General features: G+C 73.9%; 16 protein-coding genes. 6 read left to right on the top strand and 10 right to left on the bottom strand.

Annotation, left to right across the window (positions count from 1 at the left end; all coding sequences use genetic code 11):
- The first annotated feature begins 37 nt into the window (after nt 1–37).
- Nucleotides 38–2,827, top strand: coding sequence for a 1,4-alpha-glucan branching protein GlgB (gene glgB, locus BM142_RS08370; RefSeq protein ID WP_217640639.1), 2,790 nt, complete (start codon nt 38–40; stop codon nt 2,825–2,827).
- A gap of 127 nt (nt 2,828–2,954) precedes the next feature.
- The gene (locus tag BM142_RS08365) at nt 2,955–4,346 is read left to right on the top strand and encodes a neutral zinc metallopeptidase (protein ID WP_092196319.1); all 1,392 of its coding nucleotides are present in this window, start codon (nt 2,955–2,957) and stop codon (nt 4,344–4,346) included.
- A 58-nt stretch (nt 4,347–4,404) separates the two neighbouring features.
- Here the strand turns inward: BM142_RS08365 and BM142_RS08360 are convergent, their stop codons facing one another.
- The 9 genes from BM142_RS08360 to BM142_RS08320 all read right to left on the bottom strand — a co-directional run bounded on the left by BM142_RS08360 (nt 4,405) and on the right by BM142_RS08320 (nt 15,890).
- A complete protein-coding gene (locus BM142_RS08360; RefSeq protein ID WP_254790666.1) occupies nt 4,405–5,376 on the bottom strand; it encodes a tetratricopeptide repeat protein in 972 nt (323 codons plus the stop codon).
- A 34-nt stretch (nt 5,377–5,410) separates the two neighbouring features.
- Nucleotides 5,411–8,185, bottom strand: coding sequence for a penicillin acylase family protein (locus BM142_RS08355; RefSeq protein WP_092196318.1), 2,775 nt, complete (start codon nt 8,183–8,185; stop codon nt 5,411–5,413).
- 102 nt (nt 8,186–8,287) lie between these two features.
- A complete protein-coding gene (locus tag BM142_RS08350) occupies nt 8,288–8,656 on the bottom strand; it encodes a VOC family protein (RefSeq protein WP_092196465.1) in 369 nt (122 codons plus the stop codon).
- Between the two features lie 26 nt (nt 8,657–8,682).
- The gene (locus tag BM142_RS08345; RefSeq protein ID WP_092196317.1) at nt 8,683–10,362 is read right to left on the bottom strand and encodes an acyl-CoA mutase large subunit family protein; all 1,680 of its coding nucleotides are present in this window, start codon (nt 10,360–10,362) and stop codon (nt 8,683–8,685) included.
- Between the two features lie 36 nt (nt 10,363–10,398).
- Entirely contained in the window at nt 10,399–10,920 is a 522-nt protein-coding gene (locus BM142_RS08340; protein ID WP_092196316.1) for a MarR family winged helix-turn-helix transcriptional regulator, read from the bottom strand.
- A gap of 98 nt (nt 10,921–11,018) precedes the next feature.
- Nucleotides 11,019–11,906 carry a PDDEXK family nuclease gene (locus tag BM142_RS08335; RefSeq protein ID WP_092196315.1) on the bottom strand — a complete coding sequence of 296 codons (888 nt, stop codon included), beginning with the start codon at nt 11,904–11,906 and terminating at the stop codon, nt 11,019–11,021.
- A gap of 154 nt (nt 11,907–12,060) precedes the next feature.
- Nucleotides 12,061–13,530, bottom strand: a complete 1,470-nt coding sequence (locus BM142_RS08330) for a phytoene desaturase family protein (RefSeq protein WP_092196314.1) — start codon at nt 13,528–13,530, stop codon at nt 12,061–12,063.
- Nucleotides 13,531–13,600: 70 nt separating this feature from the next.
- Nucleotides 13,601–14,626, bottom strand: coding sequence for a methylmalonyl Co-A mutase-associated GTPase MeaB (gene meaB, locus BM142_RS08325; protein ID WP_092196313.1), 1,026 nt, complete (start codon nt 14,624–14,626; stop codon nt 13,601–13,603).
- Nucleotides 14,627–14,699: 73 nt separating this feature from the next.
- Nucleotides 14,700–15,890 (bottom strand): acetyl-CoA C-acetyltransferase, encoded by a 1,191-nt coding sequence (locus BM142_RS08320; RefSeq protein ID WP_092196312.1) that lies wholly within the window; start codon nt 15,888–15,890, stop codon nt 14,700–14,702.
- A gap of 196 nt (nt 15,891–16,086) precedes the next feature.
- On the opposite strand from BM142_RS08320, the gene mce reads away from it, so the two are divergent.
- From mce to BM142_RS24455, 4 genes are all read left to right on the top strand, one after another.
- Entirely contained in the window at nt 16,087–16,545 is a 459-nt protein-coding gene (mce, locus tag BM142_RS08315) for a methylmalonyl-CoA epimerase (protein WP_092196311.1), read from the top strand.
- An 81-nt stretch (nt 16,546–16,626) separates the two neighbouring features.
- On the top strand, nt 16,627–17,958 hold the full coding sequence (ccrA, locus tag BM142_RS08310) for a crotonyl-CoA carboxylase/reductase (RefSeq protein WP_092196310.1): 1,332 nt from the start codon (nt 16,627–16,629) through the stop codon (nt 17,956–17,958).
- A 197-nt stretch (nt 17,959–18,155) separates the two neighbouring features.
- Nucleotides 18,156–19,523 carry a coiled-coil domain-containing protein gene (locus BM142_RS08305; RefSeq protein WP_092196309.1) on the top strand — a complete coding sequence of 456 codons (1,368 nt, stop codon included), beginning with the start codon at nt 18,156–18,158 and terminating at the stop codon, nt 19,521–19,523.
- A 47-nt stretch (nt 19,524–19,570) separates the two neighbouring features.
- Nucleotides 19,571–20,881 carry a class F sortase gene (locus BM142_RS24455; RefSeq protein WP_175527162.1) on the top strand — a complete coding sequence of 437 codons (1,311 nt, stop codon included), beginning with the start codon at nt 19,571–19,573 and terminating at the stop codon, nt 20,879–20,881.
- A 60-nt stretch (nt 20,882–20,941) separates the two neighbouring features.
- On the opposite strand, the gene BM142_RS08290 is transcribed toward BM142_RS24455, so the two are convergent.
- Nucleotides 20,942–21,151, bottom strand: a complete 210-nt coding sequence (locus BM142_RS08290) for a hypothetical protein (protein ID WP_254790665.1) — start codon at nt 21,149–21,151, stop codon at nt 20,942–20,944.
- Between the last annotated feature and the right edge of the window lie 97 nt (nt 21,152–21,248).

Below are 21,248 nucleotides of genomic sequence, written 5' to 3'. Positions count from 1 at the left end.
CGCACGAGACCCGAGCAGCGAAGAGGACGGCGAGACGATGACGACCGACGACCGAGCAAGCAGCCCCGACAACGGCCCCGGTACCGACGGCGTGGCCGACAAGGACGACCTGCAGCGAGCCGTCGAGGAGCGCGTCGCCGCGGTCGAGGCGGCCGCCGGCACCGACGACGTCGTGAACGCCGCACCGCCCGCGAAGGCGGCCAAGCGCGCCACGACGAAGAAGGCCGCGCCGGCGAAGACGCCGGCCAAGGCCCCGGCGAAGAAGGCGGCCGCGAAGGCCCCGGCCGCGAAGGCCCCGGCCAAGCGGGCACCGGCCAAGCGCGCGGCGTCGAAGGCGACCCCGGAGCCCGGCTCCGAGGAGAGCCCGGTCACCGCGAACCCGGTGGTCGCCCCGGCGCCGGTCGCCGAGCCCGGTGACGGCACGGGCGCCCCCGCGCCGCAGCCCGAGGCGCCGAGCCCGGACCCGGCCGAGCCGGACACCCCGCAGGCCCCGGGCGAGGGCGAGAGCCGGGACGCCGCCGGCACCGCCGGCGCGGCGCCGATCGTCGTCCCCGCGGCCGCGGAGGCCTCGGGGGCGCCGGAGGGCACCGCCGTCGAGGGGGGCCAGGGTCCCGCGGCCACCACCCGGGAGGTCACCGAGGAGGAGCTGCGCGCCATCGTCGAGGGCTGGTCCTACGACCCGCACGGCATCCTCGGTGCCCACGAGGACGGCACCGGCTGGGTGGTCCGGACGCTGCGCCCGGACGCCGCCTCGGTCGCCGTCCTGGACGAGGACGGCAGCCGCTACGAGGCCCGCCGGCTGCACGACGGCGGCATCTTCGAGGCGTCCCTGCCCCGGCAGCCCGGCGACTACCGGATCGAGGTCGTCTACCCCGACGGCGACGGCGGGCAGAACACCTTCACCGTCGACGACCCGTTCCGCTGGCTGCCCACGCTGGGGCCGCTGGACGAGCACCTCATCCGCGAGGGCCGGCACGAGCGGCTGTACGACGTCCTCGGCGCCCACGTCCGCCGCTACGACACCCCCCGCGGCACGGTCGAGGGCGTCTCGTTCGCCGTGTGGGCCCCCGCCGCCCGCGCCGTGAAGGTCACCGGCGACTTCGACTACTGGGAGGCCCGCGCCTACCCCATGCGGTCGCTCGGCTCCTCCGGCGTCTGGGAGATCTTCGTCCCGGGCGTGCAGGTGGGCAGCCGCTACCGCTTCCACATCCTGGGCGCCGACGGCACCTGGCGGGAGAAGTCCGACCCGATGGCCTTCGCCACCGAGGTCCCGCCGCTCAACGCCTCGGTGGTCACCGAGTCCAGCTACGAGTGGAACGACGACGCCTGGCTGAGCGAGCGGGCCACGGCCGGCTGGCACGAGCGGCCCATGAGCGTCTACGAGGTGCACGCCGGCTCGTGGCGCCTGGGCCTGTCCTACCGCGAGCTCGCCGACGAGCTCGTCGACTACGTGGTGGCCGCGGGCTTCACGCACATCGAGTTCATGCCCCTGGCCGAGCACCCCTTCGGCGGGTCCTGGGGCTACCAGGTCACCTCCTACTACGCGCCGACCTCGCGCTTCGGCAGCCCGGACGACCTGCGGTACCTGATCGACCGCGCCCACCAGGCGGGCATCGGGGTCATCGTCGACTGGGTGCCCGCGCACTTCCCCAAGGACGACTGGGCCCTGGCCCGCTTCGACGGCACCCCGCTGTACGAGCACGCCGACCCCCGCCGCGGCGAGCAGCTCGACTGGGGCACCTACGTCTTCGACTTCGGCCGCTCCGAGGTGCGCAACTTCCTCGTCGCCAACGCGCTCTACTGGTGCAAGGAGTTCCACGTCGACGGCGTCCGGGTGGACGCGGTGGCCTCGATGCTCTACCTGGACTACTCGCGGGAGGAGTGGCTGCCCAACCAGTACGGCGGCCGCGAGAACCTGGAGGCCGTCGCGTTCCTGCAGGAGATGAACGCGACCGTCTACCGCGAGGTGCCCGGCGTGGTGACGATCGCCGAGGAGTCGACCGCGTGGCCGGGTGTCACGCGCCCGACGCACCTGGGCGGCCTGGGCTTCGGCTTCAAGTGGAACATGGGCTGGATGCACGACTCGCTGGCCTACGTGGAGCGCGAGCCGGTGTACCGCAGCTACCACCACGGGCAGCTGACGTTCTCGATGATGTACGCCTACTCGGAGAACTACGTCCTGCCGATCAGCCACGACGAGGTCGTCTACGGCAAGGGCTCGATGCTGCGGAAGATGCCCGGCGACCGCTGGCAGCAGCTGGCCAACCTGCGGGCGTACCTGGCCTACATGTGGGCGCACCCCGGCAAGCAGCTGCTGTTCATGGGGTCGGAGTTCGCGCAGGACGCCGAGTGGGCCGAGAGCCGCTCGCTGGACTGGTGGCACCTCGACGACCCGGCGCACCGCGGCATCCTCCAGCTGGTGACCGACCTGAACGGCCGCTACAAGGAGCTCGACGCCCTCTGGTCGCAGGACGTCGACCCGGCCGGGTTCCAGTGGATCGACGCCAACGACGCCACCGGGAACGTGCTGTCCTTCCTCCGCTACGGGAAGCCGGCCGGCACCGACCCGGACGGCGACGCCGAGGGCTCGGCGCTGGCCTGCGTGGCCAACTTCGCCGGGTCCCCGCACCACGGCTACCGGATCGGGCTGCCGCGCGGCGGGCACTGGCGGGAGGTGCTCAACACCGACGCCGAGGGCTACGGCGGGTCCGGGGTCGGCAACCTGGGCGGTGTCGAGGCCGAGCCGGAGCCCTGGCACGGCCAGCCGTACTCCGCCGTCGTGGCCGCGCCTCCGCTGGGCACCGTCTGGCTGGTGCACGAAGGCTGACCCACCGGATCGGGGGCTCTCCGGCGCGCCGGAGAGCCCCGCAGGATCCTCCGACCAGGCATCCTGGTGCGGTCGTACCGGGCCGCTCCGGGTGGGGCCGGCCAGTCACAGGGGGAACGGGTCTGCGATGAGGTCGGTCCTGCGCGGTGCGCTGCCCGCTGCCGTCGTCGGTCTGCTGCTGGTGGGCTGCAGCACGGAGACGGTGCGCGGCCAGGCCTCACCCGGTCCGGGTGGGCCGGTCGACGTCGCGGCGGACGCGTTCCCCATCACCGGGGCGGGCGACGAGCCCATCGACCAGTTCGCCCGCAACGCGCTGGCCGACATCGAGACGTTCTGGACCTCCGCGTACCCCGAGTTCTTCGGCGAGGAGTACGCGCCGTTGGCGGGCGGCTACTTCTCCGTCGACGCCGAGGCGATCGACGAGGACGCCTACCCGGCGGACGGCATCGGCTGCCCCGGCTCGCCCACCTCCCCCGACTCGGTCGCCGGGAACGCGTTCTACGACCCGACGTGCGACCTGATCGCCTACGACCGCGCCCTCCTGGAGGAGCTCGCCGTGGACTACGGCCGCTTCCTCGTGCCGGTGGTCATGGCGCACGAGTTCGGCCACGCCATGCAGGGCCGGTTCGGATTCGCCGAGCGCGGCATCCAGGACGAGACCCAGGCCGACTGCCTGGCCGGCGCGTGGACGGCGTGGGTGGCCGCCGGCGAGGCCGAGCACGTGTCCATCCGGACGCCGGAGCTCGACGACGTGGTCCGCGGGTTCCTGCTCCTCCGCGATGACGTCGGCAGCGACCCCGAGGACACCCAGGCGCACGGCTCCTACTTCGACCGGGTGTCGGCCTTCTACGAGGGCTTCGACGGCGGCCTGGCGCCGTGCCGGGACGACTTCGGCCCCGACCGCCTCTTCACCGCCGCCGCGTTCGCCGACGACGTCGACTACCTCAACCAGGGCAACGCGCCGTTCGAGGACCTGGTGACGATCGTGGACGTGACGCTGCCGGACTTCTGGGGCGAGGTCTTCCCGGCCGCCTTCGGCGCCGAGTTCGATCCGCCGACGATCCAGGGCTTCGAGGGCTCCCCGGACTGCGAGGGGCTGTCGGACCGCGACCTGGGCTACTGCCCCGAGGACAACACCGTCTACGTGGACGAGACCGACCTGGCCACCCCCGCCTACGACGACATCGGCGACTTCGCCCTCGCGACGGCGATCTCGCTGCCCTACTCGCTGGCCGTCCGCGACCAGGCGGGGCTCTCGACCGACGACGGGGCGGCCACCCGCTCCGCCGTCTGCCTGACCGGGTGGTACCAGGCCCAGTGGTTCAACGACGCCTTCACCGACGTCCTCCCCGACGCCGCCATCAGCCCCGGGGACATCGACGAGTCCGTGCAGTTCCTGCTCACCTACGGCGTCGAGGACCGGGTCTTCCCGAACCTCGACGCCTCGGGCTTCGAGCTCGTGGGCGCCTTCCGCACCGGGTTCCTCGAGGGTGGCGCCGCCTGCGAGCTGCAGCGCTGAGGCCCCGTCCCGGGCACCGCCCTGAGCCTGCGAAGGGTGGGGAGGACGGGGTCCTTCGTCAGAACAGCGCGGCCATGAGCTGTCGCCGGGCCACTCCCACCCGCGGGTCCTCGTCACCGACGACCGCGAACAGCTCCACCAGGTGGGTCCGCGCCTGGTCGCGCTCCTCGCCGGCGGTACGACGGACGACGTCGAGCAGCCGCTCGAAGGCGGCCTCGATGTTGCCGGTGCCGAGCAGGAAGTCGGCGGCGCGGGTCTGCGCGGCGACGTCGTCGGGGGCGGCGTCGGCGGTGGCCAGCGCATCCGGCCCGGCCTCCTCCGCGCGGCGGAAGAGCTGCACCTGGCGCAGCGCCAGGGCCGCCTCCGGGTGCTCCGGTTCGGCCTCGAGGATCGACCGGTAGGCGGCCTCGGCCGCCGCCAGGTCACCCCGCTCGAGGGCCGCCTCCGCGGCGTCCAGCCGCGGGTCCTCCAGCCCTGCCTCGCCGGCCTCGCCGGGCTCACCGCCGGGCAGCGCGTCGCCGGTCGTGGCCTTGACCAGCTCCGTGACGAACTGCCGCGCCTGCTCCTCGGGGATCGCGCCGCTGAACTCCGCCACCAGCTGCCCCTGCCAGACGGCCTTGACCGCCGGGATGCCCTGGACCCGCAGGCCCTGGGCGAGCGCCGGGTTGGCGTCGACGTCCACCTTGGCCAGCACCCAGGAGCCCGCGCCCTCGGCGGCCAGCCGCTCCAGCACCGGGGACAGCTGCTTGCACGGCTGGCACCACTCGGCCCACAGGTCGAGCACGACGGGCACCTGGAACGACCGGTCGAGCACCTCGGACTGGAACGTCGCCTCGGTGACGTCGACGACGGCCGCCCCCGGGGCACCGACCGGTACCTCGGTGCTCGGCGGCGGGGCGGTGGCGGCGCGGGCGGCGGCCTCGGAGCGCGCCTTGACGGCGGCGAGGTCGACGGCGCCGGACATGGCGGCCGCCAGCTGGGCCTGCCGCGGGTCGGGACGTCCGGGACGGGTGGGCTGCATGGGAGCCATGATCCCACCGCGCCGTCCGCCGCGTCCGGGGCGGTCAGCGGGGACGATGTCCGTCGAACGCGACGACCTGCTGGAAGGTCGGCCGGTTCTGCCAGTCGATGGGTCGCACGCCCACCACACCGGTGGCCACCGCGCGGATGTCGTCGAGGTGCTTGTCGTAGCCGAGCTCCCCCACCGAGGACACCCCCTGCTGCTCCAGGACCCGCTCGACGGTCGTCGCCAGCGAGGCCCGCAGGTCCGCCCGGCACCGCGTGGCATCCCCGCCCCCGCAGTAGGAGCGCGACCAGTCGCCCTCGCTCCCGAGGTCCTCGGCGACGTACCCGTACCAGGCCACGTTGTTCCAGGCCGAGCCCAGCCCCTGCCGCGGGTGGTCGTCCAGCCGCTGCGGCAGCTCGGTCACCAGATCGCCCAGGGTGCCCCGGAGCAGCTCGTGGGCCACCGACCGCACGGACCCGTCGGCGGCGGCAGACTCCCACCAGGCGTCGAAGAGCGCGATCGCGGCCTGGTCCTCGTAGGCGCCGTCGCGGTCGGCGTCGATCCGGTGCCCACCGCGGGCCACCCAGTCCGACAGCAGCGCCGTCGCCTCGGCCAGCGCCGGGTCGTCCCCGATCGTGGCGAGCAGGTGCGGCAGCGTGTGGACCGCGCGGGAGTCCACGGTGGCGGCGTCCTGCACGGCGGCGACCAGGTCCACGGTGGTGACCTCGCCGGGTGCCGTCAGCGCGTCGAGCCGGTCGGACAGCGCCAGGCTGCGGTGCACCGGCCCCCAGCCCCAGCCGTCGTCGGCCGCGGCCCAGCCGGGCGCCGGCTTGTTGTTCCAGGAGACGAGGTAGCCCGACGGCGGGTTGACCTCCTGCGGGTGCTCGTCGGCGCCCAGCCAGCCCTGCCAGTCGTAGGCCTCGTCGGCCCAGCGCGGCAGGTGCGGGTCGGTGCCCTCCGCCCGGACCGGGAGGCGGCCGGAGGAGTAGTAGGCGATGTCGCGGTCGTCGGCGTAGAACCAGTTGAACGTGTAGTCGATGGCCGCGGCGGCCTCCTGGAAGCTCGCCGCGTCGTGCACGGCGTCCGGGTTGCCGAACCGCTCGAAGCCGATCACCGAGTCCAGCTCGCGGTGGTAGGTGGACCGCTGGGTCACGATGCCGACCGGCTCGCCGTCCACGGTGGTCCGCAGCTGGACGATGCCGTGGTCGGTCCGCAGCACCAGGAAGCGCAGCACCTGCGGTGCCCCCGCCCCGCCCAGGGTCGGCGTGGCGATCTCCTCGTGCACGTGGCGGTCCATCGGCACGCAGCGCTCGCCGTCAGCGCTCGACGTCCGGACGTAGCCCTCCGACTCCACGGTGGCCGGCCCGCCGTCCGGATCGCACAGCTCGACGACGACGGTGTCCACGTTGTCGCTGTTGGAGCTGGTCGCCGACCAGGCGTAGTCGACGCCGCGACCGAGCTGGACGACCAGGTTGGTGCCGGCGAAGGACACGCCACGGGCGCGGATCCCGGGGGCGACCACGGCCTGCTCGGTGAGCAGCTGCGGGGCGTAGTAGCCGGTCTGCGGGCCGAACACGGTCACCGGGTGGCCGTCGGCGGTGCGGTCACCCGACACCAGCGCCGCGTTGCTCATCCCGTCGGCGACGGCGGCCAGGTCGATGGTGCCGAAGGGCGTGGTCACCGCCATCGGCGCCGGGTCCAGGCGTCCGGACAGCGAGCCGAGGGACGGCAGGGGCAGCGCGCCACCCCCGGCGTCCGACCCCGTGCCGGGCGCGGTCTCGCCGTCCAGGTCGGGCAGCGCCACCCCGGGCCGGGTCGGGTCCACCGGTCCGCCCCCGTAAGGGGTGGCGATCGAGGAGGTCGTCGGGGCGTGCGCGTCGTCGGCGGAGCGCAGGTCGTCGAAGACCCGGCGGCCCTCCTCCGGTCCGAACTCGGCCTCGAGCTGCTGGAGCCAGCGGGCGTTGGCGAACTCCGCTCCCCCGCCCTTGCCGAAGATGCCGCCGACCAGGGAGGCGATGGAGACGACGTCGGCGCGGTCCCACGGCTCGGGGACCCGCTGCAGCGCGAGGTACTCCGCCGGGCAGTCGGGGCCCAGCACCAGGCCCGGGCACATCTGCTCCTGGGCGGCGTTGATCCCGGCGATGAACGCGTCGGCGGCGGCGAGCAGCCGCTGCCCCTCCGCGCCGAAGCGGGCGGCGACCTCCTGGACCTGGGCGGCGGCCTCCTCCTCGGTGTAGAAGGCCGAGCGCAGCTGCTCCTGGTCCATCGCGACGTTCTCGGGGCTGGGCCCGAGGAACTCCGCGGCGCGGGCGGCACCGACGTGGCGGAGGACGTCCATGAGGAACATCCGGTCCTGCGTGCCCGCGTAGCCCGAGCCCCAGGCGGCGTCCTCCCGGGTCTCCCCCTCGATGTAGGGAACCCCGAACCCGTCGCGGCGGATCACCACGCCGTCCTTCGGCCGCTCGACGCTGACCGCCTCGTCGTCGCCGATCGTAAGCGGTGCGTCCTTGTAGTAGGCGGGCAGGTTCTCCTCGGTCAGTGCGGAGAGGTCGGCCGCGTTGAGCGCGTCGTACATCTCGAGCTGGTCGGCGAGGTTCTCCGGCGCGTTCCGCCCGTCGACCGCGGCGCGGCCCAGCGGGTCCCCCAGTACCGCGCCCACGGTGCCCGGCAGGTTCATCGAGCCGCGCTGCCCGGGCGGCAGGACGTTCATGACGCCGCCGTACTCCGCGTGCACCGGCGGGTCCACGGGGGCGGCGCCCGCCGGCGTCGACAGCCCGGCGACCGCCATGCCGGTGACCAGGACGACTGCAGTGGGCAGGGCGGGCAACCGCACGACGACCTCCGGGTTCGGGGAGTGGTGTCGTGCGGAACGAGCGAAGTTACCGGTGAGTTACGTCACCGGCGGACGATGGAACGAGAGAGGCCGGAACCCTCGTCAGGCCTCGGCCCAGACCCCGAGCTCGTTGCCACCGGGGTCGTGGAAGTGGAACCGGCGTCCCCCCGGGAACGCGTACGGGCCCCGCACGACCTCACCACCGGCGGCCTGCACCGCCGCCGCGGTGGCGTCGAGGTCGGCGGAGAAGAGCAGGACCAGCGGGCCGCCGGCAGCCGGCGGGGACTCGCCCAGGGCCAGCCCACCGACCTCGGGCGGCCCGGAGCTCCCGGTGTTCCGGATGCCGGCGTACTGCGGCCCGTAGTCGGTGAACTCCCAGCCGAAGGCGTCGGCGTAGAAGTGCCTCGCCGCGGCGAGGTCGGGCACGGTCAGCTCGACGTAGTCGATGGCGTGGTGCGTGTGGTCGGCCATGCCGGGCATGGTGCCCGGGAGGTACGTCAGAAACGGGCGGGCTCGGTGTACTGGCCCCACTCGGCGCGCAGCGCGTCGCAGATCTCGCCCAGGGTGGCCTCCGCGCGGACGGCGTCGAGCATGGCGGGGAGCATGTTCGCCTCGGTGCGCCCCACCTCGACCATCCGCTGCACCGCCGCCCGTGCGGCCTCGTCGTCCCGGTCCTGCCGGCGCCCGGTGAGCTCGGCCTTCTGCTCGCGCTCGACCTCGTGGCTCACCCGCAGGATCTCGAGCGGCTCCTCGCCCTCGACCGAGCCCGTGAGGGTGTTGACGCCGACGACCTTCTTGTCGCCCTTCTCCAGCGCCCGCTGGTAGACGAACGCCGCCTCGGCGATCTCGCCGGTGAACCAGCCGTCCTCGATGCCGCGCAGGATCCCCGCGGTCATGGTCCCGTCGGCGCTCATGTCCTTGATGCGAGTGAAGATCTCCTCCGCCTGCCGCTCCATCTCGTCGGTGAGTGCCTCGACGTACCAGGAACCGCCCAGCGGGTCGGCCACGTTCAGCACGCCGGTCTCCTCGGCGATCACCTGCTGGGTGCGCAGGGCGATGTGGGCGGCCTTGGCGCTGGGCAGGGCGAGGACCTCGTCGAGGGCGTTGGTGTGCAGGCTCTGGGTGCCGCCGAGGATGGCGGCGAGTGCCTCGACCGCCGTCCTGGTGATGTTGTTGTCCGGCTGCTGGGCGGTGAGGCTGACCCCGGCCGTCTGGGTGTGGAAGCGCAGCTGCTGCGCCTTCTCCGTCTGCGCGCCGTAGACGTCGCGCAGCCAGCGGGCCCAGATCCGGCGGGCGGCCCGGAACTTGGCGATCTCCTCGAAGAAGTCCACGTGCGCGTCGAAGAAGAACGACAGCCCGGGGGCGAACGCCTCGATGTCGAGGCCCCTCGAGAGGCCGAGCTCGACGTACGCGAACCCGTCGGCCAGCGTGTAGGCGAGCTCCTGCGCGGCGGTCGAGCCCGCCTCGCGGATGTGGTAGCCCGAGACGCTGATCGGCTTGTACGCCGGGATGTTCGCGGCGCAGTACTCCATGAGGTCGCCGATCAGCCGCAGGTGCGGCTCGGGGGCGAAGAGCCACTCCTTCTGCGCGATGTACTCCTTGAAGATGTCGGTCTGCAGGGTGCCGTTGAGCTTCCCGAGGTCGGCGCCCTGGCGTTCGGCGGCCACCAGGTACATGCAGAACACCGGGACGGCGGGGCCGCTGATGGTCATCGACGTCGTCGTCGCCTCGAGGTCGATGCCGTCGAAGAGGACGTCCATGTCGGCCGCGGTGTCGATGGCGACGCCGCAGTGCCCGACCTCGCCCAGCGCCCGCGGGTCGTCGGAGTCGCGCCCCATGAGGGTGGGCATGTCGAACGCGACGCTCAGGCCGCCACCGCCCTCGGCGAGGATCATCTTGTAGCGCTCGTTGGTCTGCCGGGCGTTGCCGAAGCCGGCGAACTGCCGGATGGTCCAGGCCCGGCCGCGGTAGCCGGTGGCGTGCAGGCCGCGGGTGAACGGGAACTCCCCCGGGTAGCCGATCCGCTCGAAGTTCTCGACGCTCGCCTCGTCAGCGGGGCCGTAGACCGGGTCGACCTCGACGCCGGACAGCGTGGTGAAGTCCGCGTCGCGGACCTTGCCACCCGCCAGAGCCGCCTCGTACCGCTGCTGCCACCGCTGCCGTGCGTCCTGTCCCATCGTCCGATAGTAGGACGTCCAACTATCTGGCGTCGATCAGTCGGGGCCGGTGTTCTCGTCGACGTCCCCCGCGCCCATGCGCACCCGCCGGAGGATGTCGAACAGCGCGGTGCGCTCGTCCTCGGGCACGTCGGCGAGCCCGAAGTCGAGGTCGGTGAGCGCCGACGTCGCGGCCGTCACGACCTGCCGGCCGTCCTCGGTGATGCAGGCGAGCACCCCCCGGCCGTCGTCCGGGTTGGGCCGGCGGCGGACGTACCCGGCCGCGACGAGCCGGTCGATCGCGTTGGTGACGCTGGTCGGGTGCACCATCAGCCGGCTGCCGATCACCTTGAGCGGCAGCTCGCCGGTCCGGCTGAAGGTGAGCAGCACGAGCACCTCGTAGCGGGCGAAGGTCAGCGCGTGCGGCCGGAGGGCGTCGTCGAACCGGGCCAGCAGGATCTGCTGCACCCGGAAGACGCTCGTCGCGGCACGCATCGACGACGCGGGGCCGAAGCGCTTCTCCCACGTCTGCCCGGCCCGCTCGATGGGGTCGAAGGGGAGCCCCAGCGGTCGGACCATGCACCGAACGCTACCGGGGCCGCATTCCGTGCCCCGTTGCGCCGCGGATACCGCCGCCAAGCGCCTCGATGCGGTCATGCCTGCCGGAATGACGACGCTCAGACGTATCGCGACGCACTCAGCGCCGCCGCGATGCGGGCGATCAGCGCGACGGGATCGCGGAGATCCGCGGCGGTGACGAAGATGACCGTCCACCCCACCGCGGTCAGCCGGTTGAGCCGTCGCCGGTCCTTTCCGACCTGTTGCGCCTCGCCGTGCCAGATTCCCTCGTACTCGACGGCGACCTTGTGCTCCGGCCAGCCGAAGTCGACGGCGGCGACGAAACCCGCTGCATCGCGGACCTCGTACTGGGCGACCGGCCGGGGCAGCGCGGACCGGTGCACCAGCAGCCGCAGCCGGGTCTCCGGCGGCGACTGGGCGAGCCCGTCGGCACGCGCGGCCGCCACCCGGATCGCCCGGCATCCCGGACCGGTCGTCGCGGCGGCCGCGGCGCGCAGCTGGGCGAGGGTGAGGAGGCGCGCGCGGAGGAAGCGGTCGAGGGCCACCACCGCCTCGTCCGGAGGATGGATGCGCGCCAGGTCCAACGCCGTCCGCAGCGGGGTCGTGACGTGGACGCCGTCCCGCCGCACGACGCCCTCGTCCGGCAGGCGGCGCCGGGTCACGTGGATGCCTCGCACCGCGCCCGCCCGCCGGCCCGCTGCCAGCGTGCACTCGACGGGGTCGTCGGGTTCGGCCAGCTCGACTCCCCACACCACCGCGGCGCTGCGCCCGCACAGCACGGCGCCCGGGAGCAGCAGGGCAGCAACGGCTCTCGCCCGCCGCAGGTGGGTGACGGGCAGGGATGCGCAGGCGTACACGTCGGGGAAGAGACGCCGCCACGCCGAGCTGCGCAGCTGCGCGGGTGTCAGGCGCCCCAGTTCCACCTGCTCGGAGCCACGGAAGATCGTGCCGCGCAGGGCCGTCGGTCGTACGGGGGTTCGAGCCATCGGGGCACTCTGCCGCGCCCGGCCGGCGCCGTGCGGGCGTTCTCCACAGGCGGGACCAGCTCCACCGATGGGCGGCGGCGCGCCGATACGCATGAGCGCGGTTGTGCGGGCCGGACAACCACGTTCGTACGCATATCGGCGAGTAGGCGACGGGTCAGTGGAGGGCGGGGCGCAGCGGGGGGACCTGCCGGACGCCGAAGACCTCGCGCAGGGCCACCTGGGCGGCGTTGTCACCACAGGCGCCGTGCACCGCCGGTCCGGGCGGGGTGGCGGCCGAGGCCAGGTAGACGCCTCGCACCGGGGTCTTGTAGGTGTTCCAGCGCGGTACGGGCCGGGCCAGCATCTGGCGCAGCGTCGCCTGCCCGTTCGAGATGTCCCCCCCGACGTAGCTCGGGTTCCACGCCTCCATGGCGACGGCGGTCTTCGTGCTGCGCTCGAGCACCGTGTCCCGGAAGCCGGGCGCGAACCGCTCGACCTGGTTCTCGATGGCGTCGGTCATGTCGACGTAGGAACCGTGCGGCACGTGCACGTACGCCCAGAAGATGTGCCCGCCGTCGGGCGCGCGGGTCGGGTCGGGGACCGTCGGCTGGACGGCGAGGACGTACGGGCGGTCGGTGATCCGCCCCTCGTTGGGCGCCCGCTCGCCGGCGATCGTCTCGTCCAGGTCACCAGCGACGTGCACGGTCCCCGCCCGGCGGACGTCGGGGTTGGTCCACGGCACCGGCTCGGACAGGATCCAGTCGATCTTGAACACCCCCGCGCCGTGCCGGTACCGCGACACCCAGCGCCGGTAGCCCTCGTGCACCCGCTCGCCGGCCATCGACACGAACGCCTCGGGCGTGGTGTCCAGCAGCACGGCGGGGACGCCGTCGAACTCGCGCAGGTCCGTGACGCGGTGGCCGGTCACGACCTCCCCGCCCTGCTCCTCGAGCGCGGCGACCATCGCGTCGGCCAGCCGCTGCGAGCCGCCCTCGATCAACGGCCACCCGGCGTGGTGCGACAGCATCGTCAGCAGCATCCCCAGCGCCGAGGTCAGGGGCTGGCGCAGGTCGAGCATGCCGTGCGCGGCGGCACCCCCGAGGAGCGCCTGCGCCTCCTCCGTGTCGAAGTAGCGGTGCGCCAGCCAACCCACGTCGGGCAGCCCGTTGAGCAGGAAGTACGCGATCTGCGGCACGCTGCGGGTGGGCAGCCGGCGCAGCCTGCTGGTGAGGAAGAAGTCGACGACGTCGGTGCCGTGCTCGACCAGGGGGCCGAACAGCCGGCGGTAGGCGGCCGCGTCCTCCCCGAGGCCGTCGGCCGTCCGGTCGAGCGACCGGTGGGACAGCGCCGCCCGCCCGCCGTCCAGCGGATGGGCGAAGTTGATCTCGGGGTGCACGAGCCGTACGCCGCGGCTCTCCGCGTCGAACTCCCGGAAGAACGGCGCTGCCGCCGCCATCGGCTGCACGATCGAGCAGACGTCGTGGCGGTACCCGGGGCGCATCAGCTCCTCGGTGCGCATCCCGCCGCCGGGCCGTTCGGCCGCTTCCACGACACGGACGCGGAGGCCGGCCGCGGACAGCCGCAGGGCGGCCGCCAGACCGTTCGGCCCGGCGCCGACGACGACGGCGTCCGGTGTGCCGTTCACTGTCGTAGCCCGTTCACTGCGCCGGCCCGTTCATCCGTCCATCCTCAGGGGCGGACGACGGCGGCGCAGGTCAGAGCTGCTCGAGCAGCTCGTCCGCGGCGGTGAACGGGTCGGACTCCCCCGCCACGACCCGGTCGGCCAGGGTGCCCAGCGCCGCCGAGCCGTGCACGTCGCCCATCCGCTCGCGCAGCGAGGCCAGCGCGATCGCCTCGATCTCGCGGGCCGCCCGCTCGGTGCGCCGCCGGTGCGCCTCGCCGGAGGACTCCAGCCACGCGCGGTGCTCCTCGATCTTCCCGAGCACCTGCTCCATGCCGTTGTCGGCGTCCCGGCTGGCCACCGTCTTCACGATCGGCGGGCGCCAGTGCCCGGCCTCGGAGTGCCGGCCGCCCAGCGACAGCATGTAGCGGAGGTCGCGGACGGTGGTGTCCGCGCCGTCCCGGTCGGCCTTGTTGACGACGAAGACGTCGGCCACCTCGAGGATCCCGGCCTTCGCCGCCTGGATGCCGTCGCCCATCCCCGGCGCGACGAGGACCAGGGTGGTGTCGGCCAGCGACGCGATCTCCAGCTCCGACTGCCCCACGCCGACGGTCTCGATCAGCACCACGTCGCACCCGGCGGCGTCGAGCACGCGCAGCGCCTGCGGGGTCGCCCAGGACAGCCCGCCGAGGTGCCCGCGGGAGGCCATGGAACGGATGTAGACACCGCTGTCGCCGGCGTGGTCCTGCATCCGGACCCGGTCGCCCAGCAGCGCGCCACCGGAGAAGGGGGACGACGGGTCGACGGCGAGCACGCCGACCCGCAGCTCGCGCGCGCGCAGTGCCCGCACCAGGGCGGTCGTGGTCGTCGACTTGCCGACCCCCGGGGAGCCGGTCAGGCCCAGGACCTGGGCCCGTCCGGTGTGCGGGGCCAGGGCGGCCGCGACCTCGCGCAGGGCGGGGCTGGCGTCCTCGACCAGCGAGATGAGCCGCGCCACGGAGCGCGCGTCCCCCTCGCGGGCCCGCTCGACGAGCGCCGGGACGTCGGCAGCGCGCCGGCCCCGCCTCCCGGTCGGGGCGGCGGGGGCCGGCGTCTGGACTGCGGTCCCCTCCGGGCTCACGTGACTTCCTCGCTGGCGCTCGTCAGCCACGTGCGCTGAGCTGCTCCGTCTCCGGTCGAGCTCGCACGCTCGCTCAACTCTTGGCGGGCACGTGGAGGACCAGGGCGTCACCCTGCCCGCCGCCACCGCACAGGGCCGCGGCACCAACGCCACCGCCACGGCGGCGCAGCTCGAGCGCCAGGTCCAGCACGATGCGGGCGCCGCTCATGCCGACCGGGTGGCCCAGCGCGATCGCCCCGCCGTTGGGGTTGACCTTCTCGGGGTCGATGCCGAGTTCGTGGGTGGAGACGATCCCCACGGCGGCGAACGCCTCGTTGAGCTCGACCAGGTCGAGGTCCTTCGGGTCGATGCCCTCGCGTGCGCAGGCCTTCTCGATGGCCCGCGACGGCTGGCTCTGCAGGGTCGCGTCCGGGCCGGCGACGACGCCGTGCGCGCCGATCTCGGCGAGCACGGTGCAGCCCAGCTCGGCGGCCTTCTCCGCGCTCATGACCACGACCGCGCAGGCGCCGTCGGAGATCTGCGAGGCGGTGCCCGCGGTGATCGTCCCGTCCTTGCCGAAGGCCGGCTTGAGCTTCGACAGGCTCTCGGCCGTCGTGTCGGGGCGGATGCCCTCGTCCTCGCGGAACTCGATCGGGTCGCCCTTGCGCTGCGGGATGAGGACCGGGGTGATCTCCTCGTCGAAGATGCCGTTCTTCGCCGCGCGGGCGGCCTTCTGGTGGCTCTCCGCGGCGAACTGGTCCTGCTCCTCGCGGGTCAGGTCGTAGCGGGAGTTGGCCTGCTCGGTGAGCACGCCCATCGCCACCTGGTCGAAGGTGTCGGACAGGCCGTCGTGCGCCATGGAGTCGACGAGCGTCGTGTCGCCGTACTTCGTGCCGGTGCGGGAGTTGGCCAGCAGGTGCGGCGCCTGGGTCATCGACTCCATGCCGCCGGCGACCACGACGTCGAACTCCCCGGCGCGGATGAGCTGGTCGGCCAAGGCGATGGCGTCGAGGCCGGACAGGCAGACCTTGTTCAGCGTGAACGACGGCACCGACATCGGGATGCCGCCGGCGACCGCGGCCGGGCGGGCCGGGTTCTGGCCGGCGCCGGCCTGGATGACCTGGCCCATGATCACGTAGTCGACCTGCTCGCCGGAGATGCCGGCCCGCTCGAGCGCCGCCTTGATGGCGATGCCGCCGAGGTCGGCTGCGGAGAAGTCCTTGAGCGAGCCGAGCAGGCGGCCCATCGGCGTGCGGGCGCCGCTGACGATGACGGAGCGGGACATGGGGCCTCCAGTGCCGGGCCGCCGACGCGGGCGACCGTGTCAACAGGACAGAACCCGCGAGGGAGCGGGTCGGACTGCCCTCAGGATAGGACTGCGCAGTTCCAGCGGTGCGACGAGCGGGCGGCTCTCGTCACCCGGCCGTGAAGCCTGCCACATCGATGTGACGTCTGAGACGTCTGCACGGCAGGATGCCCGCGTGACCAACGAGACGCAGACGGGCCTCCCCGACGGCCTGTTCACCACGATCGACCACGTGGGCATCGCCGTCCCCGACCTGGACGAGGCGATCGCCTTCTACGCGCAGGCGTTCGGCGTGCACTCGGTGCACGAGGAGACCAACGAGGAGCAGGGCGTCCGCGAGGCGATGCTCGCCGTCGGCGACGGGGACACCCGGATCCAGCTGCTCGCGCCGCTGACCCCCGAGTCGACCATCGCGAAGTTCATCGGCCGCTCCGGCCCCGGACTGCAGCAGCTGGCCTTCCGGGTCGACGACGTCGAGGCGGTGAGCGCGACGCTGCGCGAGCGCGGGCTGCGGCTGCTCTACGACGAGCCGCGGCGCGGCACCGCGGGCAGCCGCGTCAACTTCGTCCACCCGAAGGACGCCGGCGGCGTCCTGGTCGAGCTCGTCCAGCCCGCGGCCGGCCCCGCTCACTGACCGGGCTCGACCGCACGGTTACCCGCCGGTAACATCGCCCCACCCGCACTGCTCCGAGCCGACGAAGACCCGGGAGAACGCGTGAACGAGATCAGGGACGCCATCCTCAGCGACGAGCTGGACGCCGTGGGAGGGCTGGCCGTGCCCGAGTCCTACCGCGCCGTCGTCGTCCGCAAGGACGAGCAGGACATGTTCGAGGGCCTCGCAACCAGGGAGAAGGACCCGCGCAAGTCGCTGCACGTCGAGGAGGTGGCCACCCCCGAGCTCGGCCCCGGCGAGGCGATCGTCGCCGTCATGGCGTCGTCGGTGAACTACAACACCGTCTGGACGTCGATCTTCGAGCCGGTCTCCACCTTCGGGTTCCTGGAGCGCTACGGCCGGGTGTCCGAGCTGACCAAGAAGCACGACCTGCCCTACCACGTGGTCGGCTCCGACCTCGCCGGCGTCGTGCTCCGGGTGGGCCCGGGCGTGAACAAGTGGAAGGCCGGCGACGAGGTCGTCGCGCACTGCCTCTCGGTGGAGCTGGAGGACCCGGCCGGCCACGACGACACGATGATGGACCCGCAGCAGCGGATCTGGGGCTTCGAGACCAACTTCGGCGGCCTGGCCGAGCTGGCCCTGGTCAAGAGCAACCAGCTGATGCCCAAGCCCGGCCACCTCTCCTGGGAGGAGGCCGCGGCGCCGGGACTGGTGAACTCCACCGCCTACCGGCAGCTGGTCAGCCACCACGGCGCGAACATGAAGCAGGGCGACACGGTCTTGATCTGGGGCGCCTCGGGCGGGCTCGGCTCCTACGCCACCCAGATGGCGCTCAACGGCGGCGCCATCCCGGTGTGCGTCGTCAGCAGCCCGGAGAAGGCCGAGATCGTCCGCAAGATGGGGGCCGAGCTGGTCATCGACCGCTCCGCCGAGCAGTACGCGTTCTGGAAGGACGAGAACACCCAGGACCCGAAGGAATGGCAGCGCCTGGGCAAGAAGATCCGGGAGCTGACCGGCGGCGAGGACGTCGACATCGTCTTCGAGCACCCCGGCCGCGAGACCTTCGGGGCGAGCGTCTACGTCGCCAAGAAGGGCGGCACGATCGTCACCTGCGCCTCGACCACCGGCTACATGCACTCCTACGACAACCGCTACCTCTGGATGAACCTGAAGCGGATCGTCAGCTCGCACTTCGCCAACTACAAGGAGGCGTGGGAGGCCAACCGGCTCATCGACAAGGGCCTCATCCACCCCACCCTGTCGAAGGTCTACCCGATGGCCGAGGTCGGCCAGGCCGCCCTCGACGTCCACCGCAACGCCCACCAGGGGAAGGTCGGCGTGCTCACCCTGGCCCCGGAGGAGGGGCTCGGAGTGCGGAACGCCGAGAAGCGCGCGCAGCACCTCGAGGCGATCAACCGCTTCCGCGGGGTCTGAACAAGGACCCCCTCGCCCCCCAGCACTCGCAGGCTCGCGCCGGGCCCCTGCGAGGGGGCCTGGCGCAGGGGGCCCGGCGCCGGGGGCCCGGGCTGCTGATCCAGCCGGGCTCCCGGTTGCGGCTCAGTTGTCCCACTGGTACCGGATGTGCGTCCGACACGCTGACGAGCCTCGGACCTTCTGCGAGGATGGACCCCATGAACGATCCCCGCCGCGAACAGCTGCCGAACCACGAGGCCCAGCACTCGTTCGACGTACAGCTGCGGGGTTACGACCGCAACCAGGTGGCCGAGGCGATCGAGCGGCTCGAGGCGGACCTGCGGGTCGCCTTCGCCGACCGGGACGCCGCCGCGGGCCGGTCGGCCGACCTCGCGAGCCAGCTCTCGGCCCTGCACGCCGAGATCGAGTCGCTGCGCCGGAAGGCAGCGACGGCGTCGGCGCCGACGTTCGAGAACATCAGCGAGCGCATCCAGCACATGCTGCAGCTCGCCGAGGAGGAGGCCGGGGAGATCCGGCACGCGGCCGAGCTGGACGCCCAGGCCGTCCGCGAGCAGACCGCCGCCGAGGAGCGCGCCCTGCTCGAGCGGCACGCCGCCGGGCAGGCCGAGGTCGAGCGGATGCTGGCCGAGGCCCGGCAGAACGCCGAGCAGATCGCGCAGAAGGCCCAGCAGCGCGCCGACGAGCTGGTCGCCAAGGCACAGGAGCGGGTGGCCCGTCTCGACGCCGAGTCGCAGGCCCGCCGCGCCAAGGTCGAGGAGGACTTCGACATCGCCCAGCGCGCCCGCCGCGCCGAGGCCGCCGCAGCGGAGGACGAGCGCGAGCGCGTCTCCACCCAGGCCGCGCGCCAGCGCATCGCCGCCGCGGAGCAGCACGCCGCCCAGCTCGTCGCCGAGGCCGAGGCCCGGGCCGAGGCGATCCGCGACGTGCGCGACGAGCTCACCGGCCGGCTGCTCCAGGCCCGCCAGCTGCTCAGCAGCCTGCCGGACCTGGGCGACCGGCCCCAGCAGTCGACGCCGCAGCGGCCCGCCGCCCAGCAGTCGACGCCGCAGCGGCCCGCCGCCCAGCAGTCCGCGCCGCAGCAGTCCGCGCCGCAGCAGTCCGCGCCCCAGCAGTCCGCGCCCCAGCAGTCCGCGCCCCAGCAGTCGACGCCGCAGCAGTCCACGGCCCCGCAGCAGGCCGCGCCGCAGAGGGCGCAGTCCGCGTCCCCGCAGCCGAACCAGCCGCAGCAGTCCGGTCCCCGGCACGCCCCGGCGGACGCTCCCGCCGCCGCGTCGTCGACCACGGCGACGGCGAGCCGGAGCACCGCACCGCAGACCGACCCCGCCCGGGAGACCGAGCGCCGTCCGTCCCCCACCCCGCACTCCACCACCACGGCACCGGCGGCGGCACCGGCGGAACCGGCGGCGTCCCGCGACGACGACGACACGGGCGCCCGCCCGGCCGCCCGGCCCGAACCGGCGACCCGCCAGCTTCCGATGCCCCCGCGGCCCGGAGCCGGCCCGGCACCGGTCCAGGGCCCGCCGACCCAGGCCATCGACCAGCCGGTCGGGCAGGGACGTTCCTGACGGAGCACCACTCCCGGCGCCGGCGGGGGCTGCTCGTCGTCCTGCTGGTGGCGGTCCTCTGCTCTCTCGGGGTACCGACCGCGATCGCCGACGAGACGGGCAGGCTCCGGGTCGCCCACCTCTCCCCCGACACGCCCGCCGTCGACGTCGCCGTCGCTCCGCTCCCGCCCGGTGACCGGGGGACGGTGACCGATCCGGGCCCCGACCTCGCCGCGGGGCTGGGGTACGGCGAGCTGAGCCGGTTCGCCGATCTCGCTCCGGGCAGCTACGCCGTGAGCTTGCGGCCGGCCGGTGCCGACACCGGCACCGCGCCGGTCCTCTCCACGCGCGTCGAGCTGCCGGCGGGTGCCGCCCGGACCGTGACCCTGGACGGCCGGTTCGCCGACCTCGCCCTGCACACGCTGACCGACGACCTCTCCGCTCCCCCGGCCGGGTCGGCGCGGGTGCGGGTCGTCGCCGCGGCCGCGGAGGCGGGGACGCTGGACGTGGCCGTCCGCGGCGGGCCGTCGCTGGCCACGGCGCTGCCGTTCGGGGCCGGTGGCCAGGCGCGGGTGGTGCCGTCCGGTCCCGCATCGCTCGTGGTCGGCGACGCACGGACGGCGGTGCCCGTCGAGTTCGCCGCCGGATCGGTCGTCACGCTGCTGGTGCTCGACGATCCCGCCGGCGGCCTGGTCGTCCGGCCGGTCGTGGACGCCGCCGGGCCGGCCGTCGTGCCCACCGGTCCGGTCGAGGCCGGCTCCGGCCCCCTGCCCACGGTCTCGGTGCTGCTGCCGCTGGCCGGGGCCGCGCTGGGCCTGGCCGGCCGGCGGGGACGGGTGCTGCTCACGACCATCGCGCTCGTGGCGCTGGGCGCGGGCGTGCCCGCACCGGCCACCGCCGCACCGGCCGGGCGGCCGGTCCCGCCGGCCGACGCGCCCGCGGATCCGGCGGCGCCGACCCGACTCACCGTGCCCTCGCTCGGCATCGACGTCGCACTGGTCGGGACCGGCCTGGACGGCTCCGGTGCCCTGCTCCCGCCCGCGGACGCCGCCCTCGCAGGCTGGTACGCCGACGGGCCGCTACCGGGTGCGCCCGGGCCCGGGGTGATCACCGCACACGTCGACTGGGCCGGCGCACCGGGCGCCTTCGCCGGGCTCGCGGACGTCGAGCCGGGGGCGGAGGTCGAGGTGGCACGGGCCGACGGCAGCACCGTCCGGTTCACCGTCACGCGAGTGGTCCACGCGGACAAGGCCGCGTTCCCCACCACCGACGTCTACGCACCGACGCCGGGCGCCGAGCTGCGGCTGATCACCTGCGGCGGCGCCTTCGACCGCGCGCGCGGCAGCTACACCGACAACGTCGTCGTCTTCGCCAGGTGACGGGACGGAACGGCCTCCTGCACGGCCCGCCGCGAGCGAGCGGCGGCAGGAGGTCCTCGGTCAGCGACGGCGGTCGCGGGCCCGCCAGCAGGCGGTGTGCCAGTGCCGGCGCAGGTCGGCGGCCGACTCGGTGTCCCACGGGTCGAGGTCGGAGTCCCGCGGGTACGCCGCCCACGTCACCACGTGCGGCGTCCCGACCCGGATCTCCTGGTCGCAGCCGGGGCACCGGTAGCTCTTGCCCGTGGTGGCGCCGGTGACCGGCCGGACCACCCAGTCACCGTCCGCGGCCTCCTCGACGGCATCGACGCGGCGAGCCGGCTCACGGCCCGACGGCCTCGACCCGGCCCGGGGCCGACGACGGGGCACC

This window comes from Blastococcus tunisiensis, from assembly GCF_900112815.1.
Classification (GTDB): Bacteria; Actinomycetota; Actinomycetes; order Mycobacteriales; family Geodermatophilaceae; genus Blastococcus_B; species Blastococcus_B tunisiensis.
The sequence above is the reverse complement of the archived record's forward strand: the minus strand, read 5'-3'. Positions and strand labels throughout refer to the sequence as shown.